Below are 22,927 nucleotides of genomic sequence, written 5' to 3' on the forward strand. Positions count from 1 at the left end.
GACGTTTTCCAGGCTGGATTTATCTGGCAAATGACGGAATAACCTGCGTCCAGAGGCAAAATTAGCCGGTTAATTTCGCTCACCGGATGCATGTCCCGACACATCGCGCCTGCTTTAGTTTGCACCGCCATGTTTAGAGACCCGAAGCCGTTCAGAGACGCCAAGAGGCGCATGGACGCCGCATTAAAAAGTAGCGATGGTAAAGCATAAGCGCGCGAAACGCACCCTTAGATTTCCAGCAGATGAGCGATTCATCTGCCTAACGATAAACCGCCACGCCCGACTAACCTGGTTGTCCAAATGACTGAAATTCCAGACTAAATCACCCGTGCCGCACACCGCGCAGACCGCGCGGCGGTTTGTCGTCCCGTGTCTATCGCGCGCGGGAGAACAAACATCATGAAACGCATGTTATTTAATGCGACACAGGCCGAGGAACTCCGTGTCGCCATTGTCGATGGTCAAAAACTCGTAGACCTCGATATTGAATCAGCCAGCAAGGAACAACGCAAAAGCAACATCTACAAGGGCATTGTCACCCGTGTCGAGCCCAGCCTCGAGGCGGCCTTTATCGATTACGGTGCTGATCGTCACGGCTTTTTGCCATTCAAGGAAGTCTCTCGCGCCTGCTTCGTGAACAACGTCGCCGATGTGGCACGTGCGCGCATTCAGGATGTGCTGCGCGAAGGCCAGGAAATCATCGTCCAGGTGGAAAAGGACGAACGCGGCAATAAAGGCGCAGCCCTCACGACCTACATCAGCCTGGCTGGACGCTATCTGGTACTGATGCCCAATAATCCCCGTGGCGGTGGCGTATCGCGCCGCATCGAGGGTGAAGAGCGCAACGAACTTCGCGATGTGATGGCGCAACTGGAAATCCCGTCCGGCATGAGCATCATTGCCCGCACCGCCGGTATCGGACGCGGTGTGGAAGAACTGCAGTGGGACCTGAACTATCTGCTGCAACTCTGGAACGCCATCGATTCCGCTGCCAACAGCCAGAAAGGCGCTTTCCTGATTTACCAGGAAAGCAGCCTGGTGATTCGCGCCATCCGCGACTATTTCCAGCCTGACATTGGCGAAATCCTGATCGATACTGAAGAAGTATTCGAGCAGGCACAGCAGTTCATGAGCCACGTCATGCCGGGCAACGTGCACAAGGTCAAACTGTACAAGGACGACGTGCCGCTGTTCTCGCGCTTCCAGATCGAACACCAGATCGAGTCCGCCTACTCGCGCGAAGTGACCCTGCCTTCCGGCGGCGCCATCGTGATCGACCACACCGAAGCGCTGGTGTCGGTGGACGTCAACTCGGCGCGCTCCACGCGCGGCACGGATATCGAACAGACTGCCTATAACACCAACCTGGAAGCCGCTGAGGAAGTTGCCCGCCAATTGCGCTTGCGCGACCTGGGGGGGCTGATCGTGATCGATTTCATCGACATGGAAAACCAGCGCAACCAGCGTGAGGTGGAAAACCGATTGCGTGACTCGCTGCACTATGATCGTGCGCGCGTGCAATTCGGCAAGATTTCCAAATTCGGCCTGATGGAACTGTCACGCCAGCGTCTGCAGCCGTCGCTGGGCGAATCCAGCCACCAGCCTTGCCCGCGTTGCAGCGGTACCGGCTTCATCCGCGGCATTGAATCCACCGCCCTGCATATTCTGCGCATCATCCAGGAAGATGCGATGAAGGAAAACACCGGCGCAATTCATGCTCAGATTCCGGTAGATGTGGCAACTTTCCTGCTCAACGAGAAGCGCTCCGACATCTTCGCCATCGAATCCCGGCTCAAGGTCAATGTGCTGTTGATCCCCAATATTCACTTGGTGACGCCGCATTACAAGATCACACGTCTGCGTCATGACGAGCTCAACCAGCACGACATCACTATCCCCAGCTATAAACTGGCAGATGCCATTGAAGACGTTTCGCCCTCTGAAACGCGCAAGGAAAACAAGCCTGCGCCACAAGTTCCTGCTGTGCGCGGCATCACACCGGCGCAACCGGCTCCTATCATTGAACAAAAAGCCGCACCCCAGGTTAATATTCAGGCCGAATCCAAATCCGGCCTGATAGGGCGCATTTTCGGATGGCTGCAGCGCATCGGTGAAGAAAAACCGTCTCAGCCCGTCGTAGCCCAGCAACCCGCCGAACCCGTGCGCGAGCCACGCGAAACGCGCGGACGTGGCCGTCAGCGCGGTGAACGCACCGAGCGCCCGCAACGCCCCGCCGTCGAAGTACAGGAACGCGCTCCCCGTGCCGAACGTACTGAACGCCCACCGCGTCCCGAACGCACGCCGCGTCCGGAACGTCAGGCAGCCGAACGGCCCGCCACACCGGCAGACAGCGCTCAAAAGCCCGAGCAAACCCGCAAACCTCGCCAGCAACAGCCGCGTACGCCGAAACCCGCCGGCGAGGAAGCGGCTGCAAATGTCGTTGCCGAAACCGCTACCCCGCCTCAAGGGACTGCAACACCTGAAACCGGGAATGGTGAAACCCGCAGCCGTCGCGGTCGTCGTGGCGGACGACGCGAGCGTCGCCCGGAACAGGATCAGGCTGCTCCAGCGGCCGGCACGGTTAGCACCCAGACCGACAGCGCTGAAGCTCCAACAAGTGCTGAAACGATGATGGCGCAGCCGGTCGTGACGCCTCGCAGCGAGCCGGTTCCTGCCACCATAACACCCCCTCAGAGCACGAGCATCACTGCGCCTGCCGAGCCTGCCAGCCCGGCACTGATGGAAACCGGCACCGTTTCCGTGGCTCCTGCAACCACTCCTGTAGTACCCAAAGCAGAGATAGTAAAAGCCACCATGCCGGTGGAAAAGCTACTCAGTGAAATGCTCGCTCCTTCGCCTGCTGCGGCCCAACTGCAACAGGTTGAAACGCAGCCCAAACCGGCGGAAGCAAGCGTCACCGAAGCTCCACAACAAGCGCCGCGCAGGCGTCGTGAGCCGCTGGCAACGGTTGCTGACATACCGGTGGAACTGATGCAGGTGGAAACGAAGAATTCCGTCACGGCTACTGCGGAAAGTGCCAATGAATCGGGCAATCCGGCTCCCAAGATGCGCCCGCCAAGACGCGCCTCAATGCAGCAACAGCCTGCTCAGGAAGCGCCTCTGCAACAGATAGAAACACGGCAATAAATAAGCAGCAAGGTAGTCAATACTAAAACAGGAGATGGCCGATTTTGGTCATCTCCTGTTTTTTTTGGTTCTTCCCTCCCGCTTTCGCGTCCCGCAGAAAGCGCTGAGACTCGGCAGTTACCTTGAGACTACACACCCACTCGAAAGCACCTCCGGCAAGTGCCTGTCAGTTCCTGCCAAAGTTCATGCCTAATCCACGTCAGGCTGACTGGGCGCCCTGTCTCTCCATGATTGCTTTGAGCAACCCTTGGGCGGCATCCTCGACCATATCCAGCGTCTGATCAAACCCCTGTTGCCCGCCATAGTAGGGATCGGGCACATCCAGATTGGGGAAACGCCTGCTGAAACTCAATAGCAATCGAATTTTGTGGTGGTGCCTGGCATTGGCACGCCGCGTGAGGTTGTTCAGATTCTGTTTATCCATCGCCAGGATATAGTCGAAGCGCTCGAAATCGCTATCCTGCACCTGCCGGCCACGCAACCCACTGATATCATAACCGTGGCTTAGCGCAGTGCGCTGGGCACGAAGATCCGGCGCATCACCCACGTGATAATCGTGGGTACCCGCTGAATCAATCAAAATTTGCGTCTCCAGTCCAGCGCTTTGTACGGTTTTAGCGAAAGCGCCTTCCGCCATGGGTGAACGACAGATATTGCCCATACAGACAAAAAGTACCGATGTTGGGTTGCTCGCATTCATATATTTTCGGGTTCTTGTTACGTAGTTTGATTGTTGCATTGTACTGCGCCTCTCAATAAAAATTCAGTCCGCTCATTTCAGCAATCCATATGCGGAATCATCAAGGCCGCTCTTGTATAATGCCGGGTTAGCCGGCATCTCCTTTGTTACCGAAAATGACCATCTTTGACTCCGAAATCCAGCGTCGACGCACCTTTGCCATTATTTCCCACCCGGACGCAGGTAAAACCACGCTGACCGAAAAACTGCTGTGGTTCGGCGGCGCGATCCAGGTCGCGGGCGAAGTGCGCGCGCGTAAAGCCAGCCGCCACGCCACTTCGGACTGGATGGAACTGGAAAAACAGCGCGGCATTTCAGTCACCTCCTCGGTCATGCAGTTCCCCTACCGGGAACACATCATCAATCTGCTGGACACGCCCGGCCACGAGGATTTTTCCGAAGATACCTACCGCACGCTCACCGCCGTGGACTCGGCGGTGATGGTGATCGACTCGGTCAACGGTGTCGAAGCGCAGACCATCAAGTTGCTCAACGTGTGCCGTATGCACGACACGCCCATCATCACCTTCATCAACAAGCTCGACCGCGAGGGTCGCCCACCCATCGAACTGCTCGACGAAATCGAATCGGTACTGGGCATGCAATGCGCTCCGATGACCTGGCCAATCAGCATGGGCAAACGTTTCCGCGGCGTCTATCACCTCTACGACGACACGGTACTGGTATTCGATCCGCATGCCGACAAGGGCACCAGCGAGATCATCAAAGGTCTGGACAACCCGCGCCTGGATGAGTTCATCGGCCGCGACCAGTCCGAGGAGCTGCGCATGGAAGTGGAACTGGTACGCGGTGCATCGCACACCTTCGATTCAGCCGCCTATCACGCCGGCAAACAGACCCCGGTGCTGTTCGGTTCGGCAGTCAACAATTTCGGCGTGCAGATGATGCTTGACGCGATCGTAGACTTGTCGCCGCCGCCTCAACCGCGCGCCACTGAAACCCGTCTGGTACAACCCAGCGAGCCCAAGTTTTCCGGCTTCGTGTTCAAGATCCAGGCCAATATGGACCCCAAGCACCGCGACCGCATCGCGTTTCTGCGCGTGTGCTCCGGACGCTTCGACCGCGGCATGAAAATCAAGCAAGTCTCCAGCGGCAAGTTCATGGCGGTGAACAATGCCATCACCTTCATGGCGCAAGATCGCAATACTGCGGATGAGGCGTATGCCGGCGACATCATCGGCATTCCCAACCACGGCACCATCCGCCTGGGTGATACTTTCAGCGAAACCGAAAACCTCAAGTTCACCGGGATACCCTCGTTCGCGCCAGAGTTTTTCCGCAAGGCACGCATCAAAAATCCGCTGAAAATGAAGCAGCTGCAGAAAGGCTTGCAGCAGCTCGCTGAAGAAGGCGCCACGCAATTGTTTCGGCCGATTTCCTCCAATGACCTGATTCTGGGCGCGGTCGGCACCCTGCAATTCGACGTGGTGGCGCATCGGCTGGAATTCGAATACGGCGTGGACGTACTGTTCGAAGGCTGCGAATACGCCACCGCCCGCTGGCTGCGCGGCTCCGAAGCCGACCTCAAGCAACTGGTGGATAAATACGGTTTCAACGTCGCCCTGGACGGCGCAAATCAGTACGTTTACCTGGCGCCCAACCGGGTCAACCTGACCATGACGCAGGAACGCTTCCCGGACGTCAGATTCCTGGAAACACGGGAAATCTATTGAACTTCAACATCCAGCCACGCAGGACACCGAGGGCACAGAGAGCGTATGTCCGGTTTTCCTGTGTGGACTCGCTGTCCTCCGTGGCTAAATATCTTCCCTGATGAATCCCACGGATTACGACGTCATCGTCATCGGCGCCGGTGCGGCGGGCATGATGTGTGCCGCCCAGGCCGGGCAGCGCGGCCGGCGCGTGCTGCTGATCGATCATGCCGCCAAAATTGGCGAGCGCATCCGCATTTCCGGCGGCGGGCGCTGCAATTTCACCAATCGCAACATCAGCGCAGAAAACTTCCTGTCGCAGAATCCGCATTTCGCGCGCTCTGCCCTCGCCCGCTATTCGCAGTTCGACTTCATCAAGCTGGTGCAACGCTACCGCATCGCCTATCACGAGAAAACGCTGGGGCAACTGTTCTGCGATGATTCCGCGCGCCAGATTATCGATATGCTGCGCGCCGAATGCGACGCCGGTGGTGTGCAATGGGCGCAGCCGTACAGCGTGCACAGCATCGAACGAATTGACGACAACGGCCTGCGTTTTGAACTCGTGACGGATCACAGCACGTTGCGCTGCCAGTCGCTGGTGATCGCCAGCGGCGGACTGGCGATACCAAAACTGGGCGCCACGCCGTTCGGCTACAAGGTAGCAGAGCAATTCAAGCTGCCGGTCATCGCACCCAAACCTGCACTGGTGCCACTGGCATTGGCCCCGGAAACGCTTGCGCCATTGGAGGCACTGGCCGGCGCATCGCTGGATGTTGCCACTCATTGTGAAAATCAGCCCGGCGAATTCCGTGAGAGCATGCTGATTACCCATCGCGGTCTATCAGGGCCGGCGATCCTGCAAGTTTCCAGCTACTGGCAGATGCAGGAATACGGCGGCGGAAAAAAACTGCCCATCGTCATCGACCTTCTGCCCGGCGTAAATGCCGCCGACTGGATCGCACCACACCGCCACAGCAAGATCACGCTCGCCAGCCTGCTTGCCGAACATTTACCCAAACGCTTTGCCCAGGAATGGTGTGCGCTGCACAACTGGACCAAACCGTTGGCAGAGCATTCCAGGCGCGATCTTGATAGCATGATTTCAACACTGAAAAGCTGGACACTCATGCCTGCCGGTACACTCGGTTACGCCAAAGCCGAAGTCACGCTGGGTGGTGTGGATACCAATGCCCTGTCATCCAAAACCATGGAAACCAAAACCATATCGGGGCTCTATTTCATCGGCGAGGTGGTCGATGTAACGGGTTGGCTGGGCGGCTATAATTTCCAGTGGGCATGGTCGTCTGGCTGGGTGGCGGGGCAATATGCATAACCGGACGCTTGGCTATCGCTTTTTTCGCCACGGAACCATGACGGCGAAAAAGGCTCTGAACCAATTCGGCCGGTCAACTCTCGACAATAATTTGAATGCGCTCCAAAGCGCTCACGCGTGCATGCATCGCAACGACAATACATCCAGGCTAGTTCACAGGCTGTTTTTACCCGCAGTGCAATTGGTGGCAGGAATTGAGCAGTAAACCAGTGAGTGCAAAACCCCAGGAAAACTCGCCTTCAGATCAGGCTGGAGGGCTGGTATTCGCATGGGAAATTCCACCTCCCAGAGCGCGATACTGGGAAATTCACATCAGCCGCAACACGCTGATTGCTGTCATTGCATCCCTGCTCTTGCACGCGATACTGCTGTTTGCATTAAAGCAGGAGCATGTGCGGATCGAGTCGCCTTCCGATAAAAACATGCAAGGGCCGCTGGTAGTGCAGTTATCGCCCCGTGAGAGTACCAAAATCGTTCCGGGACATTCAAATCCTGAGCCTGTGCCACCAACTAAAAAACCCATTGTGCGACCCAGGCCCCAACCCAGGCAGCACATCAGCAAACCCAAGCCACACGCCCGTGTCAGCCCTCGCCACGAGACCGTGCCTACACCTGTCATGACAGCGCCAAAATCAGCGCTGGACACCCATGCCGTGCCCCCCGTGCCGGACACCACAGCGCCATCTACTGCGCCTCCTACCGATATGGCAAGTTATATCAATGCTGTCCGGGCGCGTCGTGAGGCTGCCGAGCAGGCCAATGCAGAATCCGGCACCAGCCACACCCCGACTCCGGATGAAATCAGATCGGCCAATATCGAGCGCAATCTGCGGCCGGCGGGCGGCGCCAACGGCGTATTCCAGATTCTCAGCATGGGCGTGCGCACTGCCCAGTTCTCTTTCCGCGGCTGGACCACCGACTCCAGCAATTTTCAAAAGCAGGTCATTAATGTCGACGCCGGGCTCAACGGCGATATAGAACGCGCCATCGTCCGCAGGATGATCGAAGTGATACGCCAGTATTACCAAGGCGATTTTAATTGGGAATCGCAGCGCCTCAACCGTGTGGTCGTGCTGTCGGCACGCAAGAAAGACACGGCGGGACTGGAGGATTTCTTAATGAAAGAGTTTTTTAAAGCCGATGGCGAGCAACGTTAGTAATCATGGCAGGTCAGTAGTACGCTAGAACCAGCTAACCGATCGCCAAATTTCGAACACTGAGAATCACCATGCATAAAGGCATCATCCAGGCATTGGCCGCCGCCATTTTATTCGGCATCAGCACGCCCATGGCCAAAGCACTGACAGGCGCCACTTCTCCGCTGATTCTGGCCGGCCTGCTTTATCTGGGTAGCGGACTGGGGCTGGCGACATGGCGCGGGTTGCGCCGATTGTCTGGCAAACCGGCCGACGCCACTCCCCTGCTTCGGCAAGACTTCCCCTGGCTGGCTGGCGCAGTACTGGCAGGGGGCATCCTCGCGCCGGCCCTGTTGATGTGGGGATTGCAATTCACCCAGGGCTCGACCGCTTCCTTGCTGTTGAATCTGGAAGGCGTGCTCACAGCGTTGCTGGCCTGGTTTGTGTTCCACGAGAACTTCGACCGGCGCATTGCTCTCGGCATGCTGCTGATCGTGACGGCTGGCGCACTCCTGTCATGGCAGCAGGTGCCCATATTCGGCGTGGCGTGGGGGGTACTGGCAATCATCGGTGCTTGCCTGTTCTGGGCAATCGACAACAATCTGACGCGCAAGATTTCGGCCAGCGATGCCTCCCAGATCGCCATGATCAAAGGACTGGCCGCCGGCATCACCAATCTGTCTCTGGGCATTGCTATCGGGGGGCAATTACCGACAGCTGGTGTCATCGCCGCCGCGGGCGTACTGGGTTTATTTGGCTACGGCATCAGCCTGGTGTTGTTCGTATTGGCTTTGCGCAATCTGGGCAGCGCGCGCACCGCAGCTTATTTTTCGATCGCACCGTTCGCTGGAGCAGCCTTGGCGCTGCCTTTGCTGGGCGAAACGCCGGGCGCGCTGTTCTGGCCTGCCACAGTGTTGATGGGTATCGGCGTGTGGCTACACTTTAGCGAGCGCCACGAGCATAGCCATACTCATGAACCGATGCAGCATGCGCATCGCCACACTCACGACGAACACCATCAGCATCCCCACGATTTTCCCTGGGACGGCCACGAAGCACATACCCACGAACATGTGCATGCACCCATTACGCATAGCCATCATCATTTTCCGGATATGCATCACCGTCACCGCCATTAAGCACATGAGCAAACAGGGACCGCAAACGGCAATGAACGAAAACAGCGTGAATGACAATCCGGTGGTGAACTGGACAGAAGCCGATGCGCAGCAATCCGCCCGCTGGCGTTCGGAAAGCGGCACAGCGCCACCCAGGCGCGTGGTCGTCGCCGATGACCAGATGTCGGCGGATGTCGCCTACCGCCTGGCCAGCGAGGGCACCGCGCTGCTGTGGCGCGGGGATTTCCAGAATGCGCGCCAGCTGCAGCAGGCCATGGCGCGCCGCATCGACCGTAAACCGCGCAAGCCCGCTACGTCGCCAACCGAGGCATTCAATTTCCATCGCCAGTTCCAGTCCCATCGTGCCCGCACACTGGGTATGCTGTTGCTGCCGCTGGATGCTGATTACAGCATTCCGTTGCGCCGCGCACCCGATGTGCGGCAAGCCTGCACCGAGGCGTATGGTGCGGGCGAGGTGCCCTCGGTGGTGTCGCTGCGCGAGTTGCTCGGCATGATCGGTGCCCATGAGTGGCGCAAAAAAGGCGTTGAAATCCCCGCGCTCGGCGGCCGCATTCACCCCCACTACGCTGTGTTTTCCCCGGTGCGGGGCGAGTACATCGAGCTGGTAGCCAAGGCCGCCTTGCCGTCACTGGAACTGGCTTTCGACATTGGCACGGGAACAGGTGTGCTGGCTGCGCTGCTGGCGCGCAGAGGCGTCAAACACATCGTCGCCACGGATCAGGACCCGCGCGCATTGGCCTGCGCGCGTGAGAATATCGACCGGCTCGGACTGAAGGGACAGGTGGACATTGTTCAGGCAAATCTTTTTCCGGAAGGACGCGCGCCGCTCATCCTCTGCAACCCGCCATGGCTGCCCGCACGCGCAAACTCGCCGATCGAACATGCGATTTACGACCCGGACAGCCGCATGCTGCGGGGTTTTCTGGATGGCTTGGCCGCGCATCTGGAGCCGGAAGGCGAAGGCTGGTTGATATTGTCGGACCTGGCCGAACATCTGGGATTACGCTCGCGGGTAGCCTTGCTGGCGATGATCGATGCGGCCGGCTTGAAGGTCTTGGGGCGCACGAATGTGAAACCGACCCATCCCCGCAGCGCCGACGAAACCGACCCGCTGCATGCGGCGCGCGCGGCTGAGCTGACGTCACTGTGGCGCCTCGCAGTTCGTTGAACGCCGGGATTCACAAAACTGAAGGCTCGCCACAGGGGACTCAGAAAAGCACAGAGATGAAGCAAGTTCCAGTTGATTTTTGAATGTTAAACAACGAATTGCCCATCCCTGCGACCTTCATTACCTCTGTGTTCTCTGTGCCCTCTGTGGCAAAAGACTTTTTTCACGATTAATACGCAACCAAAGGAAATCAACATGAACAACCGGCGCCATCTGTTTACCTCCGAATCCGTTGCTGAAGGCCATCCAGACAAGATCGCCGATCAGATTTCGGACGCCATACTGGATGCCTTCCTGGCCGAAGAACCCGAGGCCAAAGTGGCCTGTGAAACCTTCGTGGCCGATAACCTGCTGGTGATTGCCGGCGAATTCAAAACCGTCCGCAAGGAACTGTTCAGCGAGATTCAAAATCGCGCCGAAGAAATCGCCCGCCAGGTGCTGCGCGACATCGGCTATCGCGATGCTGAAACCGGCATCGATCCCAATACCTGCGAAGTGCAGGTGCGCTTCAATCACCAGTCGATCCAGATTCATAAAGGCATCACGCTGGCGGGTGGCGACATCGGCGCGGGCGACCAGGGACTGATGTTCGGTTATGCCTGCGACGAAACCCCCGACCTGATGCCCTACCCGATCTGGCTCGCCCATCGTCTGGTGAAGCAGCAAGCCGAACTACGCAAATCCGGAGCCCTGCCCTGGTTGCGTCCCGATGCAAAAAGCCAGGTGACCGTCGCCTATGAAGGCCAGCGCGTGACGGGTATCGAGAACGTCGTCATTTCCACGCAGATCGAGCGCGATCTCGACCCTGCCTGGGTCACGCAGGAAATTACGCGCGAAATCATCGATCCGCTGGTGCCGATGGAACTGCGCTCACCAAGTTTCAAGCTGTGGGTCAATCCCGCCGGCCCGTTCGAAATAGGCGGCCCCAATGGCGACACCGGCCTCACTGGCCGCAAAATCATTGTCGATACCTATGGCGGTTCCTGCCCTCACGGCGGTGGCGCATTTTCAGGCAAAGACCCGACCAAGGTCGATCGCTCGGCAGCATACATGGCCCGTTACATCGCCAAAAACCTCGTCGCGGCAGGCTACGCCAGGCGCTGTCTGGTACAGTTGGCGTATGCCATCGGCGTAGCTGAGCCGGTCTCCCTGCTGATTGAAACCTATGGCACCGGCGCCGTGCCCGATGAAAAGCTGGAACGCATGGTGCGCAACAGTTTTGAGCTCACCCCGCGCGGCATCATCGACAGCCTCGATTTACGCCGGCCCATCTACCGGCAGACTGCGGCCTATGGGCATTTCGGAAGGCCCGAGCCGGAGTTCACCTGGGAACGCACTGATCAGGCGGAGAAATTGGCTTTGTTTGATGTGTGATGACAAGGCGTTTGATGTTGAAATCGTTGATTACCACTGAACGGAGGCCAATATGACTGTTATCAATGGAATGCGCCCGATTCACCCCGGTGAAATCCTGCGCGAAGAATTCATGATCCCGTTGGGACTGTCTGCCAACGCGCTCGCCATCGCCTTGCGCGTACCCGCCCCGCGCATCAACGACATCGCGCGCGAGCGCCGCACTGTCACCGCCGACACCGCCCTGCGCCTGGCACGCTATTTCGGCACCAGCGCAGAATTCTGGCTGGGCTTGCAATCGGACTACGACATGAAAATTGCAATGGCAGAAAGCGGCGCGCGCATCGAGAAAGACGTGGCGCCCATGGAACAGGCGGCCTGACTGTCCCGCCACCGTATGAACTTTGCTGATTGCCTCTCCTACTGTGCTCTGCCACGAGTGGAGAGCAATCCGAACCTGATGTAGAAAAACAGTTCAAGCCACAGAGTACACAGAGGCCACAGAGAAAACCCGCATCAGGACTTCTATTTCGCGACACAGACGATACTTGCGACGCACTTCCCCCTTCTGCATCGCCTTGATTTGTCGGTAAAGCCGGGGGTAGCCGCCGTGCAACCCTCGGCCGGCCCAGGCTGGCGAAATGCTACATCGCTAAATTCGGCCCCGAATTCTTGCTCACTACGAAAACCAGCGCAGAAACGCCGCCGCCGTCAAGGCGATGACGCCCAGCCCGGTTAGCACCTGCCATATCCGCCGACAGGTCGTGTCAGGCCAGCGTGCCGCGCGCGACAAGTAAAGCGCGGCCAGAAAAAAACCGATGACGGCGCTGGTAATTTTGATCGCCAGTGCGGCGGTGGCAATCCCGCTGATATCCGGGAAGCGCCCGTAATAGTAATAGCTGATGGCGCCCAAACTCACACCGCTGATGATCTGGGCTGCCCACGCCAGCGCCACCAGCCACGCCAGAGAGCGTTCCAGCACGGGTTGCCGTGGCGTCAGCCAAAGAGCCGTAGCCGCGCCACCCACCACTGCAACCGCGCCAAAATTGTGGATGACCTGGGTCAGGGCATAGGCGAGGTTCTGGAGATCCACACTCTACTCCACGGTAACCTTGACGCATTGCTCCACCCCGATGGGCACGTGAGCCTTGTTCACCACCTTGACGCAGATGTTGCGGGGTCCGGGTGAGAGCGTTTCAAGTGTGTAGCTACCCTTCAGCTGGCGCAATATCCCGACTTCCTTGTTATCCACATAGACATGGACATGGTCACCGCGCGGTCCGGGAACGGCCTCGTAAACCAGCTTGGTCTGGGCCATGGCGTCCAGCTTGGCGCCAGGACGCGGGGAGGTGATCTTGACGTACGCTTTTTCCGAGGCTGCCGGTGCGGCAAGCGGAACGAACAACAGGGCAGCGAAGATGCCAGGCAATACCGATGAAATACGCATGATCCAGACTCCTTATATAAACTCGACAACCAGCTTGGTTTTCTTTATACACCGTGGCTGCCAAGAAACCAATTCGCGGCCTGCCAAAGACATAGTACTGGGCAAGCGGCAGGATTGATAGGCGGGTTTAAGCAAATCTGCCTCAGACTAAGTAGTTGATAATGCTGGAAGCAATTGCATGCCTGCTTATGCCCCACTTGATTCAACTATGAAACGGGCTCGTTGATATAGCTCATCGAAAGTAATTATCTCAGGCGCAGAAATGTTCCGACGAAATAATTCGAATGAGGAGTATTTCTCTTCATTGATTCCATGTTCGCCTTGGAATTCTGATAGTGAGCCAATAACGAGAAACGATTTTGGTTGATAAAGAAAAAGCTGCTCGCCAGTTGGGGCACCAGTTCCATCTTTGATTGCGGTTCTTGAACGAATGTTTGAGATTGATACCTGCACGGATCTTTGCACTTGGGCTATTCCGCCGGACAGTTCATCCGATATTTGCCAGCTTTCTTTGCGGTATGGGGTTACTACCTGCTTCAGCAGGTTAGTTTTATGCGTTTTGATTTCTCCAAATGAAAGTGCGCTTATAAATCCATGCGTTTTTAACAGTGCATCCACTCGCTTGCCGGCGCCAGAAAAATCGTGACCTTTTACTATCTGCTCGAACTTTTCACCATCCAGGGAAGAGTTGAAATAGTAGTTGAGGCCGTAGCCGAATATCCATGTATTCTTTTCGAAGAAATCCTGCCAAACATCTTCATTCTTTTTGTTAGTACCAAGTGTTAGCTTGTAGTTCTCAAAGAATGATGGGTCATTCAGAAGTTGCTCGAACTCGCCAAGCTGTTTTCTTCTGTGACCCAGTGTTGCAACATCTTTGGCCGTGATGTCATGCTTGGTAATTTCTTCCAATAATTCTGGTTGTTGGCTCAATAAGTGAAGCGCTTGCTCCTTTGTAAGAACAATGCTTTCGACAAACTTATCGTCAAGTTTCGCGCTTTGCTCATCCGCAATTGGCAGAAGTTCAATATTTCTTAGGAAATTAAAAAGGACAGAGATTTCATTGCCAACAAATGTGAAGTAAGTGCCGTGAGGGGCCCCACTTTCAACTGTATATTTCTGAATTTGAAGGGTTGATACACCGCGCGTGTCCTCATAGAACTTGGCCTTGATCTCTTGCCTTTCGCCACCTGTTATTCTTAAAGAGACTTGCTTTCCATCTTTGAAAAACTGATGCGATTCAGCGCAGTCAATTACTTTAGATACGATTCGAAATGGATGCTCGAATTCTTCAACTTCACCATTGTCGTTCTTCCTATATTGCTTCTGGCTCACTGACTTACTGAGATACACGCGGTCAGTTCGCTTGTTTTTGAAGTATTCATAGTCGTCCGTCATTTCCTAGCGATCTCCAAAGCATCAGGGTCTAGTCATGCAACACTATATTTTCACTTACGCTTCGGCTAAATTTTCAATTTTAAGTAATAAAAAAGGCAGCCCAAGCTGCCTTTTTTATTGATCACGCCTACAAAACTCAAGCAGCGATACGACGCTTAAACTCTCCAGTCCGCGTATCAATCTCGATCTTGTCGCCGATCTCCACAAACGCCGCCACCGGCAACTCAAACCCGGTAGTAATCTTGGCAGGCTTCAACACCTTGCCCGAGGTATCGCCGCGCACCGCAGGCTCGGTGTAGGTCACTTCGCGCACCACGGTGGTGGGCATGTCGACGGAAATGGCTTTGCCGTTGTAGAAAATCACTTCCAGATTCATGCCGTCTTCGAGGTAGTTGAGCGCGTCGCCCATGTTTTCCACTTCGACTTCATACTGGTTGAATTCGGTGTCCATGAACACATACAACGGGTCGGCGAAATAGGAATAAGTGCATTCCTTGCGGTCGAGCACGACTTGTTCGAATTTTTCGTCGGCTTTATACACGGTCTCGGAGGCGGAACCCGTAAGCAGATTCTTCATCTTCATTTTGACGACAGACGAGTTGCGGCCGGATTTGCTGAACTCGGCCTTGAGCACGACCATGGGGTCGGTACCGACCATAATCACGTTGCCTGCGCGGACTTCCTGTGCTGTTTTCATGCTGTATCCTGCTGAATAAATTGGGGGTGAGCGCTAATCTAGCCGATCATTTTAACTTACTTTGACAAAGCTGCACCAGATGTGCGGTTAAATCCCCGTTTTTCAACAGGCCTTCAACCCAGTTGCGCGCGCGGGTATCGAACTCGGCCTGATGGCGCCGGTAATCCACCCAGGCCTGCCCCGCTCCCTTGCCTGCATTCCAGGCATGCCAAAAATCCTGCAAGGCCGTGGCGGCCTGGGGAGACAAGCCTGCGCCATAGCGTGCCAAAAAGGCATCCAGTTTTGTCCGGTGCGCATCGTCCTGTTGCGGATAGATGTGCCAGACCAATGGCCGTGCCGCCCATAGCCCGCGCACCAGCGAATCTTCGCCGCGCACGAAATTGAGATCGCACGCCCACAGCAATTCGTCGTAGCGGGCTTGCGGCAAAAACGGCAGCACGTGCAGGATCAGCTTGCCGCGCTGGCGCTGATCGCCGGGAATCAGCCCGGTGGCGCCGAAGAATGCGGCAACCTGCGGCAGCAATTTGCTTTCAGGCAGCAGGCACAGCACCGGCTGTTCGCCTTCTGCCCAGGCCTCGAGCAATTCCGCCACGGCCGGATTTTCATAGCCGAACAGCGATACCCGTAGCGCATCAGGCGCGGGTTTCACGCCCAGCGACGCCCACAAATCGGCCTGCGCCGCCGGGTTGCGCTGAAAGCTCGTGCGCCGCTCGGTGAGCCCGGCTTCGTGCAACAGGCCGCCGGTATGGGCGGTAAACCCCGGGAAATAGAAATGCTGGGTGAGCGGCAATCTGGGATGCGGCGATGGCAACCCATGACAGCCCTCCACCCAATCTTCGGCGCTGAGATATTCCAGGTTGACCCAGACCGGTTTGGGCTGCGTCGCGGCCATTGCCGCCAGGTAGTTTTGCGGCAGTTTGCAGCCGAAGGCTTCGATGACGACAGCGGCGGGTGTGGCATCGGGGAATGGCTTATCCCAGCGCCGCACGCTCACGCCGTCCACGCTTTGTTCGGACAGATTCGGGTCAATCGCGGGGCACAGATGTTGAAAACTGGCGAGGTCGTCCACCCACAGGCGCACATTCAGGCCATGCTCGGCAACCAGTTGCCGAGCCAGGCGCCAGGCCACGCCGATGTCGCCGTAGTTGTCCACCACGGTGCAAAAAATATCCCAGTTGCGGCCTGTCTCCATTGCCCTATTTATACCTGCTGCTGCAAAGGCAGGTATTGGGCCGCTTCCAGGCGGAGCAGTCAAGCCCAGGCTGCTCAGGAAGCCGGCGCCTCCTTCCTTTCGTTTCCAGATGCTTTCTCCATGATCTCAAGGAACGGCTTGATGAGATCGATGGGCAGCGGGAAAATGATGGTGGAATTCTTTTCCGTGGCGATTTCGGCCAGGGTCTGCAGATAGCGCAACTGCATGCCCCCCGGCGCGGAGGCCAGAATGGCGGCGGCGTTGACCAGGGTCTGCGATGCCTGGAACTCGGCGTCGGCGTGAATGACCTTGGAGCGGCGGTCGCGCTCGGCCTCGGCCTGTTTGGCAATGGCGCGAATCATGTCTTCGGTGAGTTCGATATTGCGGATCTCGACCACGCTGACCTTGATCCCCCAGGCCTCGGTCTGGGAATCGAGTATCGTCTGGATGTCGGTGTTGATCTTGTCCCGCTCGGACAGCATTTCATCCAGGTCATGCTTGCCCAGCACCGAGCGCAAGGTGGTCTGTGCGAGCTTGCTGGTGGCGGAAAAATAATCTTCCACCTGGATGAAGGCTTTTTCCGGGTCCACCACGCGAAAATAAAGCACCGCGTCGACCTTGATGGAGACGTTGTCGTGCGAGATCACGTCCTGGGGAGGGATCTCGTGCACCACGGTGCGCAATTCTATCCGCACCATTTGCTGAATCCCCGGGATGATGATCACCAGCCCCGGCCCCTTCACCTTCCAGAATCGCCCCAGCTGGAACACCACGCCGCGCTCGTACTCGCGCAGGATACGGATAGACGAAACCGCCAGCGCAATCAGGATGATGAACACACCCCCAAAACCGAAACTGAATTCCATGCTCAGACTCCTTTTTCCAATTGTGGCATGACAATAAGCGTCAGGCCTTCCCTGCCGGTGACCCGGATATGCTGGCCGGGAGTCAGAACCTGGGTGCTTTTGATCTGCCACAACTCGCTGTGAACACGCCCCCAGCAAATATCTTCGCTGCATCCAACCACCTCGCCGACGCTGCCGAGCAGTTGCTCGGCCCCGCTCACCACCGTTCTGCGCCGCGCCTTTAGCGCCATGCCGGCCAGGCTCGCAATGAATATCGCGCTGATAACCCCCATTGATACTATCAAGCCAGCCGGGATACCAAATCCGGGTTGTTCGGTGTCAATCAATATCACCGCGCCAAACACAAAAGCGGCTACCCCGCCAATACCGAGCACGCCAAAACTGGGCGCAAATCCTTCCGCCACCATGAATGCAATGCCCAGCAGAATCAGCATCAGTCCGGCGTAATTCACCGGCAGCAGCTGGAAAGCATACAGCGCCAGCAACAAACAGATGCCGCCCAGCACACCGGGGGCCACAAAGCCGGGATTGAAAAATTCGAAAAACAGGCCGTATGCGCCGATCATGAGCAGAATCAGTGCCACGCTGGGATCGGTAATCACCGCCAGGAAACGCGTGCGCCAATCGGCCTGGTAAGTGATGATGGGTGCGCTGGCAGTGGCCAGGCTGCGCTCACCACCGATTACGCTGACCTGCTTGCCATTCATCTGTTTGAGCAATTGCGGCAGGTCTGGCGCCACATAATCAATCACCCCGATCTTGAGCGCTTCTCCGGCAGGCAGGCTGGCCGCTTCACGAACTGCCTGTTCTGCCCACTGGGCATTACGTCCGCGCAACTGGGCAAGGCCGCGGATGTAGGCGACCGCATCGTTGGTCGCCTTCTTCGCCATGGCATCCCTGGACGCCTGTGCGGATTTTTCGGCGCCTTCGCCAGCACCTTGCATTTCGCGTGCCCCCGGCATGCCGATCTGTACCGGCGTGGCAGCGCCCAGATTGGTACCGGGCGCCATCGCCGCAATTTGGCTGGCGTAAAGGATATAGGTGCCGGCGCTGGCGGCACGCGCGCCGCTGGGCGCAACATAGCTGGCCACCGGCACCGGTGCGGCGAGAATCGCCTTGATAATCTCGCGCATGGCGGTGTCGAGCCCGCCCGGCGTGTCCATTTGCAACACCACCAGCTGCGCACCGTCGCGGGCGGCGTGTTCCAGCCCGCGTGTCACGTAATCCGCAGTGGCCGGGCCGATAGCGCCATCCACCTTCAACAGCAGCACCGGCGCGCTGGCCCAGGCGGGCGCACTCCAGCCCAACGCCAGTAGCAGCAATATGAAAATGGAAAAACGCTTCATAGCGAGGAGGTGATTCATATTGACCGATTATCACTATAGACCCCGTACAGCGTTTGTTTTGTTACGGAATATGATAGCCGCCGCAGTTCAGCCCAGAACCAGCTTGAGACCAATGAGGATGGTGATTACTTCAAATGCACGCTTGATCCACAAATTGCCTTTTTTGATGGCAATGTGGCTGCCGAAATAGCCACCCAGAATTGAACCCGCCAGCAGCGCCGGCATCCAGCCCCAGGCGATTGTGCCCAGATAGCCCAGCACCACTGCGCCGGTACCGTTCCAGACCAGGCCGCACAGCACCAGTGTGTAAGCCACGGCGCGTTTGTAATCGAGGCCGAAATGATGAATCAGCCAGATGGTCAGGAACAGGCCGGTACCGGAAGTGATCGAGCCATTCAGAAAACCAACTACGAACAGACCGAACATACCAGTCAGCAACCCGCTGCCGTGCTGATTTTTCGGTGCGTAATCCATGCCCAGGCGCGGTTTGAATATGGAATACACCCCCAGGCCCAGGGTCAACACACCCAGTAAAAAAATGGCAATGCGTGGCGATATCTGCAGGATGGTGCCGGCCCCCAGCACCACGCCGGGCAAGCCTGCCCCGAGGATGATCAGGGAAAAACGCCGCTCCAGATGGTTCCCCTTGAGGTAGCGAATCGTTGCACCCAGCCCCAGCGCCACACTGGCAACTTTATGCGTGGCCAGCGCCACGCCGAAGGGCAGCCCGAGGAAAATCAGCATGGGAAACTGGATCAGCCCCGCGCCTCCGCCGGACAGTGCAGAAAACCAGTTGGCGACGAAAGACGCGACGAACAGGATGCCCTGGTCGGCGTAAGACGTCATGCCTTTCAGGAACCGGTGATGCCGTGGGTAATGGGGATGCGGGTATAGAACAGGCGCAGGTTTTGCTGCGTGCAGAGGGCGAGCAGCGCTTCGACCTGTTCCGCGCTGGCGATGAATTCCACCAGCATTGGCAGCTCGCCTGCCAGTTCGAAAAAGGTTTCTTCTGTGAAGCCATGGCGGCCGAATCCGGCGGTCGCCCGGAACACCGTGCCGCCTGCGATACCTTGCTTGCGCGCGGTTTCCAGCAGCCATTCATACAGCGGCTTGCCGGCGTGTTTTTGTTTTTCGGAAGTGTAGAGGCGCAGCCAGTGGTCTTGCATGGCATCAGGCTTTCAAAAATTTGAAGGTGAGCACGCCGAGCGCAGTCATTGCCACCGACCCGATGACGTGAATGAATATTTCCGCCAGCCCCCAGCCCCATTGCTGGCGCGAGATCAGCGTAAAGACTTCAGCCGAAAAGGTAGAAAATGTCGTCAGCCCGCCCAGAAATCCGGTAATCACCAGCAGCCGTGCTTCCGGAGCCAGCCCGGTATGATCGGCGAAAAATGCCAACGCCAGGCCAATGACATAGCCCCCCAGCAGATTGGCCGCCAGCGTACCCATCGGCAACGTGGGAAACAGCGGGTTCAGCCACAGCCCTAGCCCCCAGCGCAGCCATGCACCCAGTGCTGCGCCCACTCCAATAGCAACAAAAGCGTTCAATCCCATGTTGCAAGGATAGCGTGAAGCGTGGGTTTAACGCAAAAAACTCAGCCAGCCCGCCAGCGCAAACAGCGTGGCAAACAGTACCGGCACGGTGAGTACGATGCCGATGCGGAAATACTGCCCCCAGCCTATTGTCATGCCGCGCTGCGCCAGCACATGCAGCCACAGCAAGGTGGCGAGGCTGCCGATGGGGGTGATCTTGGGGCCCAGATCGCAACCGACGATGTTGGCATAAACCATCGCCTCGCGTATCGCCGGATCGACCTGCGCATGCGCCACGGCGAGGCTGCCAGCCAGTACCGCGGGCATATTGTTCATCAGTGCCGACAGTGCCGCCATCATGAAGCCCGTGCCCAGCGTGGCTGCGGTGAGGCCATAACCTGCCAGCCATTCCAGTGCATGGGACAAGCCTGCGGTCAGACCGTGGTCGCCCAGACCATATACCACCAGATACATGCCCAGCGAAAAAACCACCACCTGCCAGGGCGCCCCGCGCAGGATAGTCCATACCGGGATGACCGCCTTGGGTTGACGCCTGAGCAGATGCTCACGGCCTGCGGCAAGCATCAATAACAAGGCGCCTGCCCCGGTAATCAGCGAGGTCGGCACGCCCCAGCGTTGCGACAGGAAATAGCCCACCAGCAAACTGGGCAAGACCACCCAGCCGGCGCGAAATACAAACGGGTCGCGAATCGCGCCCGCGGGATCAGCAAGCTGGGCAGCATCGTAGGCGGGTGGCACATCGCGGCGGAAATACCAGGCCAGCACCAGCAGCGAAGCCGCGACAGAGACCAGGTTGACCACACCCATCACCGCCGCGTAATCGGCAAAGCCTATGCCTGCGTAGTTGGCGGCAACGATATTGACCAGATTGGAAATCTTGAAGGGCAGGCTGGCCGAATCCGATACAAACCCGGCTGCCATCACGAACGCCAGCATCGCAGGCGGCGAGAAGCGCAGCGCGCGCAGCATTTCGACGACCAGCGGCGTCAGGATCAGCACTGCGCCGTCATTTGCAAACAGCGCTGCAATCACGCTGCCCAGCAGCACGATCAGCACAAACAGCGCCCGGCCCGATCCCTGCGCCCAGCGCGCCACATGCAGCGCCGACCACTCGAAAAAGCCCGCCGCATCGAGGATCAGCGAAATCAGGATCAGCGCTATCAGCGTGAAGGTGGCATCCCAGACAATGTGCCAGACGGTGGGAATGTCGGTCAGCGATACCGTACCCGCCAGCAGCGCTGCCCCCGCCCCCAGCCAGGCCGCGGTGCCGATGCCCAGACCCTTGGGCTGGCGGATGACAAGGGCCAGCGTAACCAGAAAAATCAGCAGCGCAACCAGCATGGCTGCTTATCCCAAACGCCGTGCGACTTCTGCCACCAGCTTTGCGCGGATTTCATCGCGCACGCGCATGAAGCTCTCCAGCGGCTCGCCGTGCGGATCGTGAAACGGCATGTGCACGCTGGGAATGGCGCGCGGGAATACCGGGCATGCTTCCCGGGCGTTGTCGCACACGGTAATCACCAGATCAATCGCCTCGTTCATGACCGCATCCACGTCCTTGGGGTACAGGCCGTCGGTCGCAATGCCCAGATCCTGCAGCGCGGCAATCGCACCATCGGCCACTTTCGGCTGGGGCCGCGTGCCTGCGGAGATCGCATGCACTGCGTCACCCAGATCGTGATTCACCAACGCTTCTGCCATCTGGCTGCGACAGGAATTGCCGGTACACAGGATCAAGACCGTTTTTTTACTCATTACCTACTCTCCGCATTGAATTGACCGGGCATATTGCCGGCATGATTTATTTTTTCGATGATCACGACTGCTGGTGAATGTGCAAGCTTGATTAACAGCAGGATTTCCCGGAAGGCGTGGGCGTGCAGCATGCCGATGCGGCAACCGGAATCTTGAACGGCTTGGCTGCAGGCTGGGAACTTTCGGCCAATGCAGCGTCGAACCCGGCATCCAGCTTACTGCCCGCCTCATCCCGGATATGACGGGCGATTTCGACCACCAGATCAATCTGTTCCGCCGTCACGCCATATTGGCGCAACCTGTCCAGTTGGCATAAGCCCTGACCCGGGTGATTGGCGGCAACACTGGCTGCCAGCGACACCAGTGCGATGACGGAAGGATGCAACTCGGTATTATTCGGTTCGGCATTACTCATACTCACCTCTCAAAACGGCAAAAAATTCATAATCGTGCGGAATTAATCACCACGTTCGCGCAAACGTCCAATGTCATCAAGCTGATTTTTCAATGACAGCGCGTCCAGTTTTTCCAGCGGCAAGCAGGTGAAAATGGCCAGGCGGCGGTTCAGCTGGGTATAGGCCGTGTGAAAGGCTTTACGTTTGGCTGCATCGTCGCCCGCCATCGCCGCCGGATCGCTTATGCCCCAGTGCGCGGTCATCGGCTGACCGGGCCAGGCCGGACAAATTTCGCCTGCCGCGTTGTCGCACACGGTAAACACAAAATCGAATTCCGGCGCGTGAGGTGCGGCGAATTCATCCCAGGATTTGCTGCGCAAATCTGCAACTGGCAAACCGCTGCTTTCCAACAACTCGAGCGCAAACGGGCTGACCGTGCCTGTGGGGTGGCTACCCGCGCTGTAGGCATGGAAACGGCCTTGACCCAGACGGTTCAGCAAGGCCTCGGCCAAAATCGAACGGGCGGAGTTGCCGGTGCACAGAAACAACACGTTGAAAGATTTATTACTCACAATGATTCAAGCTCCCC

At 57.6% G+C, this 22,927-nt stretch carries 23 protein-coding genes; 8 read left to right on the top strand and 15 right to left on the bottom strand.

The window, feature by feature from the left end; all coding sequences use genetic code 11:
- The first annotated feature begins 399 nt into the window (after positions 1-399).
- Complete coding sequence (locus ACFDAU_RS09000; RefSeq protein ID WP_413436601.1) at positions 400-3,147, top strand: Rne/Rng family ribonuclease; 2,748 nt, start codon at positions 400-402, stop codon at positions 3,145-3,147.
- 199 nt (positions 3,148-3,346) lie between these two features.
- Here ACFDAU_RS09000 and ACFDAU_RS09005 read toward each other — a convergent pair whose 3' ends face one another.
- Positions 3,347-3,847, bottom strand: a complete 501-nt coding sequence (locus ACFDAU_RS09005) for a low molecular weight protein-tyrosine-phosphatase (RefSeq protein WP_413436602.1) — start codon at positions 3,845-3,847, stop codon at positions 3,347-3,349.
- Between the two features lie 155 nt (positions 3,848-4,002).
- On the opposite strand from ACFDAU_RS09005, the gene ACFDAU_RS09010 reads away from it, so the two are divergent.
- The 7 genes from ACFDAU_RS09010 to ACFDAU_RS09040 all read left to right on the top strand — a co-directional run bounded on the left by ACFDAU_RS09010 (position 4,003) and on the right by ACFDAU_RS09040 (position 12,073).
- Entirely contained in the window at positions 4,003-5,580 is a 1,578-nt protein-coding gene (locus tag ACFDAU_RS09010; RefSeq protein ID WP_413436603.1) for a peptide chain release factor 3, read from the top strand.
- 100 nt (positions 5,581-5,680) lie between these two features.
- Complete coding sequence (locus ACFDAU_RS09015) at positions 5,681-6,895, top strand: NAD(P)/FAD-dependent oxidoreductase (protein ID WP_413436604.1); 1,215 nt, start codon at positions 5,681-5,683, stop codon at positions 6,893-6,895.
- A 209-nt stretch (positions 6,896-7,104) separates the two neighbouring features.
- On the top strand, positions 7,105-8,052 hold the full coding sequence (locus ACFDAU_RS09020; protein WP_413436605.1) for a hypothetical protein: 948 nt from the start codon (positions 7,105-7,107) through the stop codon (positions 8,050-8,052).
- A gap of 71 nt (positions 8,053-8,123) precedes the next feature.
- Positions 8,124-9,170 carry an EamA family transporter gene (locus ACFDAU_RS09025; protein ID WP_413436606.1) on the top strand — a complete coding sequence of 349 codons (1,047 nt, stop codon included), beginning with the start codon at positions 8,124-8,126 and terminating at the stop codon, positions 9,168-9,170.
- A gap of 31 nt (positions 9,171-9,201) precedes the next feature.
- Positions 9,202-10,338, top strand: a complete 1,137-nt coding sequence (locus tag ACFDAU_RS09030) for a methyltransferase (protein WP_413439528.1) — start codon at positions 9,202-9,204, stop codon at positions 10,336-10,338.
- A 195-nt stretch (positions 10,339-10,533) separates the two neighbouring features.
- Positions 10,534-11,712 carry a methionine adenosyltransferase gene (metK, locus tag ACFDAU_RS09035; RefSeq protein ID WP_413436607.1) on the top strand — a complete coding sequence of 393 codons (1,179 nt, stop codon included), beginning with the start codon at positions 10,534-10,536 and terminating at the stop codon, positions 11,710-11,712.
- 52 nt (positions 11,713-11,764) lie between these two features.
- Complete coding sequence (locus ACFDAU_RS09040) at positions 11,765-12,073, top strand: HigA family addiction module antitoxin (RefSeq protein WP_413436608.1); 309 nt, start codon at positions 11,765-11,767, stop codon at positions 12,071-12,073.
- A 297-nt stretch (positions 12,074-12,370) separates the two neighbouring features.
- Here the strand turns inward: ACFDAU_RS09040 and ACFDAU_RS09045 are convergent, their stop codons facing one another.
- The 14 genes from ACFDAU_RS09045 to ACFDAU_RS09110 all read right to left on the bottom strand — a co-directional run bounded on the left by ACFDAU_RS09045 (position 12,371) and on the right by ACFDAU_RS09110 (position 22,913).
- Positions 12,371-12,784: a hypothetical protein gene (locus ACFDAU_RS09045; protein ID WP_413436609.1), complete on the bottom strand. Its 414-nt coding sequence runs from the start codon at positions 12,782-12,784 to the stop codon at positions 12,371-12,373.
- Between the two features lie 3 nt (positions 12,785-12,787).
- On the bottom strand, positions 12,788-13,138 hold the full coding sequence (locus ACFDAU_RS09050) for a hypothetical protein (RefSeq protein WP_413436610.1): 351 nt from the start codon (positions 13,136-13,138) through the stop codon (positions 12,788-12,790).
- Positions 13,139-13,324: 186 nt separating this feature from the next.
- Positions 13,325-14,533 carry a Shedu immune nuclease family protein gene (locus ACFDAU_RS09055; protein ID WP_413436611.1) on the bottom strand — a complete coding sequence of 403 codons (1,209 nt, stop codon included), beginning with the start codon at positions 14,531-14,533 and terminating at the stop codon, positions 13,325-13,327.
- Positions 14,534-14,669: 136 nt separating this feature from the next.
- Positions 14,670-15,230 (bottom strand): elongation factor P, encoded by a 561-nt coding sequence (gene efp / locus ACFDAU_RS09060; protein ID WP_124705833.1) that lies wholly within the window; start codon positions 15,228-15,230, stop codon positions 14,670-14,672.
- Positions 15,231-15,276: 46 nt separating this feature from the next.
- Entirely contained in the window at positions 15,277-16,422 is a 1,146-nt protein-coding gene (gene earP / locus ACFDAU_RS09065) for an elongation factor P maturation arginine rhamnosyltransferase EarP (RefSeq protein WP_413436612.1), read from the bottom strand.
- 74 nt (positions 16,423-16,496) lie between these two features.
- Positions 16,497-17,288 (bottom strand): slipin family protein, encoded by a 792-nt coding sequence (locus ACFDAU_RS09070; protein WP_413436613.1) that lies wholly within the window; start codon positions 17,286-17,288, stop codon positions 16,497-16,499.
- Positions 17,289-17,290: 2 nt separating this feature from the next.
- Entirely contained in the window at positions 17,291-18,634 is a 1,344-nt protein-coding gene (locus tag ACFDAU_RS09075; RefSeq protein ID WP_413436614.1) for an NfeD family protein, read from the bottom strand.
- A gap of 87 nt (positions 18,635-18,721) precedes the next feature.
- Entirely contained in the window at positions 18,722-19,480 is a 759-nt protein-coding gene (locus ACFDAU_RS09080) for a sulfite exporter TauE/SafE family protein (protein ID WP_413436615.1), read from the bottom strand.
- A 5-nt stretch (positions 19,481-19,485) separates the two neighbouring features.
- Entirely contained in the window at positions 19,486-19,800 is a 315-nt protein-coding gene (locus ACFDAU_RS09085; RefSeq protein WP_413436616.1) for a DUF190 domain-containing protein, read from the bottom strand.
- Positions 19,801-19,804: 4 nt separating this feature from the next.
- Positions 19,805-20,188, bottom strand: a complete 384-nt coding sequence (crcB, locus tag ACFDAU_RS09090) for a fluoride efflux transporter CrcB (RefSeq protein ID WP_413436617.1) — start codon at positions 20,186-20,188, stop codon at positions 19,805-19,807.
- 27 nt (positions 20,189-20,215) lie between these two features.
- Positions 20,216-21,529 (bottom strand): arsenic transporter, encoded by a 1,314-nt coding sequence (locus ACFDAU_RS09095; protein WP_413436618.1) that lies wholly within the window; start codon positions 21,527-21,529, stop codon positions 20,216-20,218.
- A gap of 6 nt (positions 21,530-21,535) precedes the next feature.
- Positions 21,536-21,943, bottom strand: a complete 408-nt coding sequence (locus ACFDAU_RS09100; RefSeq protein WP_413436619.1) for an arsenate reductase ArsC — start codon at positions 21,941-21,943, stop codon at positions 21,536-21,538.
- Positions 21,944-22,034: 91 nt separating this feature from the next.
- The gene (locus tag ACFDAU_RS09105; protein WP_413436620.1) at positions 22,035-22,358 is read right to left on the bottom strand and encodes a hypothetical protein; all 324 of its coding nucleotides are present in this window, start codon (positions 22,356-22,358) and stop codon (positions 22,035-22,037) included.
- Positions 22,359-22,400: 42 nt separating this feature from the next.
- Positions 22,401-22,913, bottom strand: a complete 513-nt coding sequence (locus tag ACFDAU_RS09110) for an arsenate reductase ArsC (RefSeq protein WP_413439529.1) — start codon at positions 22,911-22,913, stop codon at positions 22,401-22,403.
- Between the last annotated feature and the right edge of the window lie 14 nt (positions 22,914-22,927).

The organism is Sulfuriferula sp. GW1, from assembly GCF_047300855.1.
GTDB lineage: Bacteria > Pseudomonadota > Gammaproteobacteria > Burkholderiales > Sulfuriferulaceae > Sulfuriferula.

Coding starts and splice junctions, on each gene's coding strand:
- ACFDAU_RS09000 (WP_413436601.1), top strand. CDS start 400: ATGAAACGCATGTTATTTAATGCGACACAGGCCGAGGAACTCCGTGTC.
- ACFDAU_RS09005 (WP_413436602.1), bottom strand. CDS start 3,847: ATGAATGCGAGCAACCCAACATCGGTACTTTTTGTCTGTATGGGCAAT.
- ACFDAU_RS09010 (WP_413436603.1), top strand. CDS start 4,003: ATGACCATCTTTGACTCCGAAATCCAGCGTCGACGCACCTTTGCCATT.
- ACFDAU_RS09015 (WP_413436604.1), top strand. CDS start 5,681: ATGAATCCCACGGATTACGACGTCATCGTCATCGGCGCCGGTGCGGCG.
- ACFDAU_RS09025 (WP_413436606.1), top strand. CDS start 8,124: ATGCATAAAGGCATCATCCAGGCATTGGCCGCCGCCATTTTATTCGGC.
- ACFDAU_RS09030 (WP_413439528.1), top strand. CDS start 9,202: ATGAACGAAAACAGCGTGAATGACAATCCGGTGGTGAACTGGACAGAA.
- metK (WP_413436607.1), top strand. CDS start 10,534: ATGAACAACCGGCGCCATCTGTTTACCTCCGAATCCGTTGCTGAAGGC.
- ACFDAU_RS09040 (WP_413436608.1), top strand. CDS start 11,765: ATGACTGTTATCAATGGAATGCGCCCGATTCACCCCGGTGAAATCCTG.
- ACFDAU_RS09050 (WP_413436610.1), bottom strand. CDS start 13,138: ATGCGTATTTCATCGGTATTGCCTGGCATCTTCGCTGCCCTGTTGTTC.
- ACFDAU_RS09055 (WP_413436611.1), bottom strand. CDS start 14,533: ATGACGGACGACTATGAATACTTCAAAAACAAGCGAACTGACCGCGTG.
- efp (WP_124705833.1), bottom strand. CDS start 15,230: ATGAAAACAGCACAGGAAGTCCGCGCAGGCAACGTGATTATGGTCGGT.
- earP (WP_413436612.1), bottom strand. CDS start 16,422: ATGGAGACAGGCCGCAACTGGGATATTTTTTGCACCGTGGTGGACAAC.
- ACFDAU_RS09070 (WP_413436613.1), bottom strand. CDS start 17,288: ATGGAATTCAGTTTCGGTTTTGGGGGTGTGTTCATCATCCTGATTGCG.
- ACFDAU_RS09075 (WP_413436614.1), bottom strand. CDS start 18,634: ATGAAGCGTTTTTCCATTTTCATATTGCTGCTACTGGCGTTGGGCTGG.
- ACFDAU_RS09080 (WP_413436615.1), bottom strand. CDS start 19,480: ATGACGTCTTACGCCGACCAGGGCATCCTGTTCGTCGCGTCTTTCGTC.
- ACFDAU_RS09085 (WP_413436616.1), bottom strand. CDS start 19,800: ATGCAAGACCACTGGCTGCGCCTCTACACTTCCGAAAAACAAAAACAC.
- crcB (WP_413436617.1), bottom strand. CDS start 20,188: ATGGGATTGAACGCTTTTGTTGCTATTGGAGTGGGCGCAGCACTGGGT.
- ACFDAU_RS09095 (WP_413436618.1), bottom strand. CDS start 21,529: ATGCTGGTTGCGCTGCTGATTTTTCTGGTTACGCTGGCCCTTGTCATC.
- ACFDAU_RS09100 (WP_413436619.1), bottom strand. CDS start 21,943: ATGAGTAAAAAAACGGTCTTGATCCTGTGTACCGGCAATTCCTGTCGC.
- ACFDAU_RS09105 (WP_413436620.1), bottom strand. CDS start 22,358: ATGAGTAATGCCGAACCGAATAATACCGAGTTGCATCCTTCCGTCATC.